This window comes from Rathayibacter sp. AY1B4 (assembly GCF_002932815.1).
Lineage (GTDB): Bacteria > Actinomycetota > Actinomycetes > Actinomycetales > Microbacteriaceae > Rathayibacter.
Window position 1 is genome coordinate 1 of the sequence record NZ_PSWN01000043.1, and the last position, 8,561, is coordinate 8,561.

Here is an 8,561-nt window from a genome sequence, read left to right on the forward strand (position 1 = left end):
GAGTGGCGGCCTGCGCGGGGTGGGCCGGGATCGCGGGCACCTCGGAGCCGATCGAGCCGGCTCCGGCCTGGACGGTGATGATCGCGGTGCCGACGTCGACCGTCTGGCCCTCGTCGACGAGCACGTCGACCACGGTGCCGCTGAACGGCGAGGGGAGCTCGACGAGCGACTTGGCGGTCTCGATCTCGACGAGGACCTGGTTGACGGCCACCTCGTCGCCGACCTTGACCTTCCAGGCCACGATCTCGGCCTCGGTGAGGCCCTCGCCGACGTCGGGGAGGAGGAACTGCTCTGTCATCGGGGGGACTCCTGTGGGCTCGTGCGGGCGGATGTCGCGCGCGTCAGTACGCGAGCGAGCGGTCGACGGCCTCGAGCACGCGGTCGACGTCGGGGAGGAAGAGCTTCTCGACCTTGGCGGGCGGGAAGGGGGTGTCGAAGCCGGCGACCCGGAGGACCGGCGCCTCCAGCGAGAAGAAGGCGCGCTCGGTGACGGTCGCCGCGATCTCGGAGCCGAGGCTCACGTTCGCGGACGCCTCCTGCGCGACGACGAGCCGGCCGGTCCTGCGGACCGACGCGAGCAGCGGCTCCCAGTCGATCGGGGAGAGCGAGCGCAGGTCGACGACCTCGACGCTCGTGCCCTCCTCGCCCGCGAGCTCGGCGGCCTGGAGGAGGACGGCGACCATCGGGCCCCAGCCGACCAGCGTGACCTCGGTGCCCGGGCGGACGACGCGGCTGGCGTGCAGCGGCGCGGCGGACCCGCTGAGGTCGACGTCGCCCTTGGGCCAGTAGCGGCTCTTGGGCTCGAAGAACATGACGGGGTCGTCCGAGGCGATGGCCTCCTGGATCATCCAGTAGGCGTCGTTGGGAGTCGACGGGCTGACCGCGCGCAGGCCCGCGGTGTGCGCGAAGTACGCCTCGTTGCTCTCCTGGTGGTGCTCGACCGCTCCGATGTGCCCGCCGTAGGGCACGCGGATGACGACGGGCATGGTGATCGCACCCTCGTGGCGGTTGGTCATCTTGGCCAGCTGCGAGGTGATCTGGTCGAACGCCGGGTAGATGAACCCGTCGAACTGGATCTCGCAGACCGGGCGGAAGCCGCGCATCGCGAGCCCGATCGCGGTGCCGACGATGCCGGACTCGGCGAGCGGCGTGTCGAGCACGCGCTTCGCCCCGAACTCGGCGTGCAGGCCCTCGGTGATGCGGAAGACGCCGCCCAGGGGGCCGATGTCCTCGCCCATCAGGAGGACGCGGTCGTCCTGCGTCATCGCGCGGCGGAGGCCGGCGTTGAGCGCCTTGGCCATGGACATGGACTCGAGCTGCGACCCGGTGAGGGGCGGCTGCGCGGCCGTCGTGCTGGTGTCGATCGTCATCACTCGCCTCCGAACGATTCTTCGTAGCGCTGCAGCCACGCCTTCTGCTCCTCGACGAGCACGTGCGGCTCCGAGTAGACGTGGTCGAACATGACGCCCGTGGGCGGGACCTCGAGGGCGAGGAGGCGGCGGCGGATGTCGGACGCGAAGTCCTTCGCCTCCTCGTCGACCTCGTCGAAGAAGGACTGCTCCACGCCCTCGCTCCGCAGGAACGCGGCGAAGCGGGTGATCGGGTCCTTCGCGACCCACGAGGCGAGCTCGTCGTCGGTGCGGTACTTCGTCGGGTCGTCGCTCGAGGTGTGCGCGCCGATCCGGTACGTCAGCGCCTCGATGAACTGGGGACCGCCGCCGGAGCGCGCGTCCTGCAGGTGCTTGGCGGTGACCGCGTAGCTCGCGAGCACGTCGTTGCCGTCGATCTGCACGCCGGGGATGCCGAAGCCGGAGGAGCGGAGGTAGAGGGGGCTGCGCGACTGCGTGGCCACGGGGACCGAGATCGCGTAGTGGTTGTTCTGGAGGAAGAAGACCTCGGGAGCCTGGTAGCTCGCGGCGAAGACCATCGCCTCGCTGACGTCGCCCTGGCTGGAGGCGCCGTCGCCGAAGTAGACGACGACGGCCGCGTCCTTCTCGGGGTCGCCCGTGCCGGTCGCTCCGTCGAGGGTGAGGCCCATCGCGTAGCCGGTCGCGTGCAGGGCCTGGGAGCCCAGCACCAGCGTGTAGAGGTGGAAGTTCCCGTTCGTCGGGTCGGTCGGGTCCCAGCCGCCGTGCGTCGTGCCGCGCAGGAGCGCGAGGACGCCGAGCAGGTCGATGCCGCGGATCTTGCCGACGACGTGCTCGCGGTAGGAGGGGAACACGTGGTCCTGCGGGCGCATCGCGAACGCGGAGCCGACCTGCGCCGCCTCCTGGCCGTGGCTCGGGACCCACAGTCCGAGCTGGCCCTGGCGCTGCAGGTTCGCGGCCTCGGTGTCGAAGCGGCGGACCACCGCCATCTCGCGGTAGAAGGAGCGGTGCTGCGCCTCGTCCACCCCGTCGAGGTAGGAGGCGTACTGCTCGGCCGCGGGGGTCGGCGAGAACCGCCCGTCCGCGGAGAGGAACTGGACAGTCGGCGACTCCGTGCTGGTGGCTACCACCCGACTAACCTATCCGTCTCGCGGGGTGGCCCTCGGGGAGGGAAGCCACAATCTCGGCCGCCGCGCTGAGGAGCTTGTCGACAGAGCGCGCCTCGCCGACGGAGACCCGGATCCCCTCCGGCGGGAACGCGCGGACCACGACTCCCGCGCGCTCGAAGACCTCGGCGGCCCGCGCCGTGTCCTCGCGGGTGTCGAACCAGAGGAAGTTCGCCTGCGACTCCGGGATCGTCCAGCCCTGGTCGAGCAGCGCCCGCCAGAGGTCGTCGCGGAGGCGGGTGATGCGGTGGACGCGCTCGAGGAGCTCCTCGCGGTGCTCGAGGGAGGCGACCGCCGCGGTCTCGGCGAACCGGGTGACCGAGAGCGGGATGGCGGTGGAGCGGGCGGCGTCGAGGATCCGCGCGTGGCCGATCGCGTAGCCGACGCGGAGGCCGGCGAGGCCGTACGCCTTGGAGAAGGTGCGGGCGATCACGAGGTTCGGGTAGCGGCCGAGCAGGCGGGTGCCGTCCACGGCCCGCTCGTCGTCGACGAACTCGGCGTAGGCCTCGTCGAGGAGCACGAGGACGTCTCCCGGGACGCGCTCGAGGAGCGCCTCGACGTCGTCGGCGGTGGCGACGGTGCCGGTGGGGTTGTTGGGGCTGCAGACGATCAGCAGGCGGGTGCGCTCGGTGACGGCCTGGGCCATGGCGTCGAGGTCGTGGGTGTCGTCGGCGCGCAGCGGCACGCGCACGCTGGTGGCGCCCGCGGTCGTGACGAGCGAGGGGTAGGCCTCGAACGAGCGCCAGGCGTAGACGACCTCGTCGCCCGGGCCCGCCGCCGCGGTGATGAGCTGGGCGATGACCGCGACGGAGCCGGCTCCGACGATCACCTCCTCGATCGGGACGCCGTACTCCGCGGCGAGCGCTGTGCGCAGGGCGGTCGCCGCCGCGTCCGGGTACCGGTTGAAGTCGTCCACCTCGCGGACCCGCGCGAGCACGGAGGGCAGCGGGTCGAACGGGTTCTCGTTGGAGGAGAGCTTGAAGGCGTCGGCGGCGGCCGCGCGGCCCTGCTTGTAGGCGGGGAGCGCCAGGATCTCGGGGCGGAGGCGGACGGGAGGCTCCTGCTGGTCGGTCACCCGCCCCATGCTAGGCGGCGCGGCGGCGGGCGCCCCGCCGTTCCGCGCGCGCCGTCCCCCGCCCTCGACGGGCGTGCGCCGGCCCCCCTTCCCACCGGTCGAGCGCCGCCGGTGCGGCCCGGAGGTGCGGCCGACCCGGGTCTCGGATGCGCGAACCGCCCCGCTGACCGGCGCCCACGGCGGCCGTCCCCCGATTAGGGTGCAGTGATGCGGAGTCGAGGGCGAGCCGAGCGGCGCGGGGGTGCGCGCCCGCTCCTCCGGGGCGCCACGGCCGCGATCGCCCTGCTCGTCGCCGCCGGCGCGCTCACCGGATGCACGCCCTCCGCGGAGGGCACGCAGGCGACCCCGACTCTCCGCGAGACGTCCATCGACGTCGCCGCGCCTCCGGCCTACACCGCCGCGCGCGAGGCCGGCCTCGCGCTGCGGGACGACTCGCTCGCGCTCCTCACCGCGACCGACGGCACCGTCGCGGGCGCGGCCCGCACCGATCTGCTGGTGGCGATCGGAGCCCTGAACGCAGCGCTCGAGGGAGTCTCGGCCGACGCCATCACCACCGCGACGATCGCGGCCGGAGAGCAGCGGACGGCGCTGGCCGAGCGCGTGCTCGGCCTCGCCACGTCGACCCTCGCCTCCGGTCGCGGATCGACGTCCCGGCGGGCGGTGCTGACCGACGCGGTCGAGCAGCTCCGGAGCGCCCTCGCCTCGGGAGCCGCAGTCGCTCCGCTGGCCGTCGCCGTGATCGAGGCGCGCGAGCCGCTCGTCCCGGAGCCGGGCAGCGGATTCGCTCCTCCCCCGCGCCCCGCGCCTCCCGCCGCTCCCCGGCCGACCAGTGCGCCCGAGCCGACCCAGGAGCCGACGCCCGATCCCCCGGCTCCGGAGCCGGCTCCCGCGCCCGCCCCCGAGCCGACCGAGGCCCCGCAGCCGACGGCGGAGCCCCTGCCGCAGCCCGAGCCCACCGCGGTGCTCCCTCCGCGGACCTGCGCCGACGACCCCCGCCTCTGCACTCCTGCGCCCGAGCCGACCATCGGCGGGCCCCTCACCTGAGCCCCGGCTCGCGGCGCGCCCCGCCTGCGGGGATAGTGGAGGCATGAGCAGACTCCTCCTCGGCCTCCTGACCAACGCCGTCGCGATCTGGCTCACGACCCTGGTCGTGGCGGGCGTGCGCGTGGACCCGTACGAGGAGGGCCCCGCCGCGGCGGTCCTCACGTACCTGCTGGTGGCGGTGATCTTCGGCGTCGTCAACGCCGTCGTCGGCGGAGTGGTGCGGGTGGTCGCGTTCCCCCTGTACGTGCTGACGCTCGGCCTGGTCTCGTTCCTCGTCAACGGCCTCCTGCTGCTCCTGACCGCCTGGATCAGCGGCCTCTTCGGCTTCGGCCTCGTCGTGGACGGCTTCTGGTGGGGCGTGCTCGGCGCCCTCGTGCTCGCCCTGGTGAACTGGTTCATCGGCCTCCTCCTGCGCCCCTTCCTCCGCCGCCGTCAGGACTGACACCGCGGGCTCGGCAGCCGGCATCGGCCGCGCCGCCGCCGCCCGGGAGGCGTCGCGCGCCGTCGGTGGACGACGGCCGCGATCGGCCTGCTGTGGAGGAGCCGCGGTGCGCCATGATGGGCGGGTGACCCCCGACTCCCCTGCGCCCTCGGCCTTCGCCGTGTGCTTCGTCTGCACCGGCAACATCTGCCGGTCGCCGATGGCCGAGGTGGTGCTGCGCTCCCTGGCGGAGCAGGCGGGGCTCGGCTCCGCGATCGAGATCAGCTCGGCCGGCACCGGCGAGTGGCACCTCGGCGAGCACGCCGACAGCCGCGCCCTCGCGGCGCTGGAGCGGCACGGCTTCGACGGGGGCCGCCACCGCGCGCAGCTCTTCGACCCGTCCCGCTTCGCCGAGTTCGACCTGGTCGTCGCGCTCGACCACGGGCACGAGCGCGCGCTGCGCTCCTGGGCGCGCACCGAGGTCGACCGGCAGAAGATCCGCCGCCTGCTCGACTTCGAGCCCGGCCTCTCCCCGCAGGGCGACGTCCCCGACCCCTACTATTCCGATGCGGCGGCGTTCGACTCGGTGCTCGCGCTGATCGAGCGCGCCTGCCGGGCCCTCTTCGCCCAGATCGAACCAGGACTGCGCGGCAACCGCTCGGTCCGCCCCGACTCCACCGACGCGCGCGCCGCCCTCGCGCAGGACACCTGAGAACCGGAAGGCACCACCGCATGACCTCGCTCCCCACCCAGCCGCTGAGCCCCCTCGACGGCCGCTACAGCGGTGCCGTCTCGTCGCTCGGCGAGTACCTCTCGGAGGCGGGGCTGAACCGCGCGCGTGTGCACGTCGAGGTCGAGTGGCTGCTGGCGCTGACCGACCGCCGCCTCTTCGGCTCCGAGCCCGTCGACGCGGCGACCGCCGAGGAGCTGCGCCGCCGCGCCCGCGACTTCGGCCAGCCCGAGATCGACGAGCTGGCGACCCTCGAGGCCCGCACCCGCCACGACGTGAAGGCCGTGGAGTACCTCGTCCGCCAGTGGCTCGAGGAGCTGGGCCTGCAGCGCATCGCCGAGCTCACCCACTTCGCCGCCACCAGCGAGGACATCAACAACCTCTCCTACGCGATCGTGGTCCGCCAGGCCGTCGGCGAGATCTGGCTGCCGAAGCTGCGCTCGGTCGTCGCGTCGCTCCGGGAGCTGGCCGTCCGCTACCGCGACGAGTCGATGCTCAGCCGCACCCACGGCCAGCCCGCGACCCCGACCACGATGGGCAAGGAGTTCGCCGTCTACGCGTACCGGCTCGAGCGGGTCGTCGCGCAGATCGAGGCGACGGAGTACCTGGGCAAGTTCAGCGGAGCGACGGGCACGTTCGCCGCGCACCTCGCCGCCGACCCCGGCACCGACTGGCCCGCCCTCGCGGAGGAGTTCGTCACCTCCCTCGGCCTCGTCTTCAACCCGCTGACCACCCAGATCGAGTCGCACGACTGGCAGGCCGAGCTCTACGGCAGGGCCGCGCACGCGAACCGCATCCTGCACAACGTCTGCACCGATGTCTGGACCTACATCTCGCTCGGCTACTTCCGGCAGATCCCCCAGGCCGGGGCGACCGGCTCGTCCACGATGCCGCACAAGATCAACCCGATCCGCTTCGAGAACGCCGAGGCGAACCTCGAGCTCTCCAGCGCCCTGCTCGACTCGCTCGCGCAGACCCTGGTCACCTCGCGCCTCCAGCGCGACCTCACCGACTCGACCACGCAGCGCAACATCGGCGTCGCGTTCGGCCACTCCCTCCTCGCCCTCGACAACATCGCCCGCGGCCTGCTCGAGATCGACCTCGACCCGACCGCCCTCGCCGCCGACCTCGACGGCAACTGGGAGGTGCTGGCCGAGGCGATCCAGACGGTGATCCGCGCAGAGGTGGCGGCCGGCCGCTCCTCGATCACCGACCCGTACGCGCTGCTGAAGGACCTGACCCGCGGCAAGCGCCTCGGTGCCGACGACCTCGCCGTCTTCGTGCAGGGTCTCGACATCGGCGACGCGGCGAAGGAGCGCCTGCTGGCGCTGACGCCGGGCGGCTACACGGGCCTCGCCTCGTCGCTGGTCGACCGCCTGAGCTGATCCGCCGGGCAGCGAGCGCGCGGGTGCCGCCGTCCTCGAGAGCGAGCACTCCGACTCCTGCGTGCTCGCGGCGGCGCGGTCGACGGCGGCGCGATGTCGGGGGTCGCACCTAGCGTCGGCGGCATGTCAGCGTGCGCGATCGGAGGGTGCGCGTCCTCGGCCGAGACGGGCGCCCCCCTCGCGCTCTGCGCGGCGCACCTCGGGCTCGCGCACGACTGGGTCGCCCGCGAGGACGGCGTGATCGACGCCCTGCCCTCGCCGTGCGCGGCGTGCGGGTCCCGCCTGGGCGTCCGGCTCCCCTCCGCCTGGCTCTGCGCCGCCTGCGAGTGGCGGCTCGGCGATGCTCCCGACGGCGAGCTCCCGCCGCCCCGGGTCGACGTCGTCTACTACATCCGCTTCGGCGAGCGGATCAAGATCGGCACCAGCGGCAATCCCCGGCAGCGCCTCCACCGGCTCCGGCACGAGGAGCTCCTCGCGTTCGAGCGCGGCGGGCGAGCACTCGAGCAGCATCGGCACGCCCAGTTCGCCGACGAGCGCCTGGAGCGCACCGAGTGGTTCGCGCGCAGCCCCGTGCTCGACGCCCACATCGAGACCGTGCGCGCCGGGGAGCCCGACCCCTGGGCCCTGCACCGCCGCTGGCGCAGCGAGGCGCTGGCCCTGCGGCTCTGACGCGTCGGCTGCGAGCGGGCGGCTGCGACTCGACCGCTCCGACTCGCCGGTTCCCACGCGACGGTTCCCGCTCGCCGGCACTGCGTCCGCGGGTCCCGTTCCGCCGAGCCGGACACCTGCACGGAGCGACGGGGAGGGAGCGACGGGGAGGGAGCGACGGGGGCGGGTCCCGGAGGACCGTCCCGCAGCCGCCGCGCGACGCGCTCAGCGCCCCCAGGCGTCGACGAGCAGCGGACCGCGGACATCGCGGAGCCGGTCGACCAGACGGTCCGCCAGCGCGGCCGTGACTCCCGTGGCGACCAGGTCGTGGGGGCCGAGCGGCAGCAGCTTCCCCGTGCGGATGCGCACCACCTCCCATCCGGCGGAGCGGAGCGCGCGGTCCTTCCGCCGGTCGGCCTCCTCGCGGTGCCCGACGTGCTCGAGTCCGTGACGGCCGGTGGAGTCGTACTCGATCGCGACGCGCAGCTCGCCGAGCACCAGGTCGGGCCACGCCTCGCAGTGCTCGAAGAACGGCCGCGCGAGACGCACCGCCGTGTGCGCCGGATCGAAGACGAGCCGCTCGGCGAGGAGCGCCCGGAGCCGGGCCTCGACGGCGGAGGCGGGAGGAGGCGCGCACCGGCTCGCGAAGGGCTCGCCGACGGGGAGGTCCGGCGTCTTCGGGCACACGCGGGCGGGCCGGGCTCGGGAGCGCGCCGGGCGGGCGG

The 8,561-nt window shown here is 73.9% G+C and carries 9 protein-coding genes and 1 pseudogene; 5 read left to right on the forward strand and 5 right to left on the reverse strand.

Annotation, left to right across the window (positions count from 1 at the left end; translation table 11 throughout):
• From C5D66_RS16460 to hisC, 4 genes are all read right to left on the reverse strand, one after another.
• Positions 1–298, reverse strand: a 298-nt coding sequence (locus C5D66_RS16460) for a biotin/lipoyl-containing protein (RefSeq protein ID WP_308471131.1), incomplete at its 3' end; no start/stop codon positions are given.
• A gap of 43 nt (positions 299–341) precedes the next feature.
• Entirely contained in the window at positions 342–1,307 is a 966-nt protein-coding gene (locus C5D66_RS16465) for an alpha-ketoacid dehydrogenase subunit beta (RefSeq protein WP_181028888.1), read from the reverse strand.
• A gap of 62 nt (positions 1,308–1,369) precedes the next feature.
• Positions 1,370–2,497: a thiamine pyrophosphate-dependent dehydrogenase E1 component subunit alpha gene (locus tag C5D66_RS16470; protein ID WP_104226633.1), complete on the reverse strand. Its 1,128-nt coding sequence runs from the start codon at positions 2,495–2,497 to the stop codon at positions 1,370–1,372.
• A gap of 4 nt (positions 2,498–2,501) precedes the next feature.
• Complete coding sequence (hisC, locus tag C5D66_RS16475; RefSeq protein ID WP_104226632.1) at positions 2,502–3,617, reverse strand: histidinol-phosphate transaminase; 1,116 nt, start codon at positions 3,615–3,617, stop codon at positions 2,502–2,504.
• A 198-nt stretch (positions 3,618–3,815) separates the two neighbouring features.
• Between hisC and C5D66_RS17325 the strand changes: the two genes are divergently transcribed.
• The 5 genes from C5D66_RS17325 (at position 3,816) to C5D66_RS16500 (ending at position 7,857) form a co-directional block, all read left to right on the forward strand.
• Positions 3,816–4,652, forward strand: a complete 837-nt coding sequence (locus C5D66_RS17325; protein ID WP_181067911.1) for a hypothetical protein — start codon at positions 3,816–3,818, stop codon at positions 4,650–4,652.
• A gap of 43 nt (positions 4,653–4,695) precedes the next feature.
• Entirely contained in the window at positions 4,696–5,094 is a 399-nt protein-coding gene (locus C5D66_RS16485) for a phage holin family protein (RefSeq protein WP_104225199.1), read from the forward strand.
• Between the two features lie 124 nt (positions 5,095–5,218).
• Complete coding sequence (locus tag C5D66_RS16490; protein WP_181027248.1) at positions 5,219–5,785, forward strand: low molecular weight protein-tyrosine-phosphatase; 567 nt, start codon at positions 5,219–5,221, stop codon at positions 5,783–5,785.
• Between the two features lie 20 nt (positions 5,786–5,805).
• Positions 5,806–7,188 carry an adenylosuccinate lyase gene (purB, locus tag C5D66_RS16495; protein ID WP_104256441.1) on the forward strand — a complete coding sequence of 461 codons (1,383 nt, stop codon included), beginning with the start codon at positions 5,806–5,808 and terminating at the stop codon, positions 7,186–7,188.
• A 123-nt stretch (positions 7,189–7,311) separates the two neighbouring features.
• The gene (locus tag C5D66_RS16500) at positions 7,312–7,857 is read left to right on the forward strand and encodes a GIY-YIG nuclease family protein (RefSeq protein WP_104274485.1); all 546 of its coding nucleotides are present in this window, start codon (positions 7,312–7,314) and stop codon (positions 7,855–7,857) included.
• A 204-nt stretch (positions 7,858–8,061) separates the two neighbouring features.
• Here the strand turns inward: C5D66_RS16500 and C5D66_RS16505 are convergent.
• A pseudogene (locus C5D66_RS16505) lies at positions 8,062–8,561 on the reverse strand (endonuclease domain-containing protein); the annotation flags it as partial.

Coding starts and splice junctions, on each gene's coding strand:
- C5D66_RS16465 (WP_181028888.1), bottom strand. CDS start 1,307: ATGTCCATGGCCAAGGCGCTCAACGCCGGCCTCCGCCGCGCGATGACG.
- C5D66_RS17325 (WP_181067911.1), top strand. CDS start 3,816: ATGCGGAGTCGAGGGCGAGCCGAGCGGCGCGGGGGTGCGCGCCCGCTC.
- purB (WP_104256441.1), top strand. CDS start 5,806: ATGACCTCGCTCCCCACCCAGCCGCTGAGCCCCCTCGACGGCCGCTAC.
- C5D66_RS16500 (WP_104274485.1), top strand. CDS start 7,312: ATGTCAGCGTGCGCGATCGGAGGGTGCGCGTCCTCGGCCGAGACGGGC.
- C5D66_RS16485 (WP_104225199.1), top strand. CDS start 4,696: ATGAGCAGACTCCTCCTCGGCCTCCTGACCAACGCCGTCGCGATCTGG.
- hisC (WP_104226632.1), bottom strand. CDS start 3,617: ATGGGGCGGGTGACCGACCAGCAGGAGCCTCCCGTCCGCCTCCGCCCC.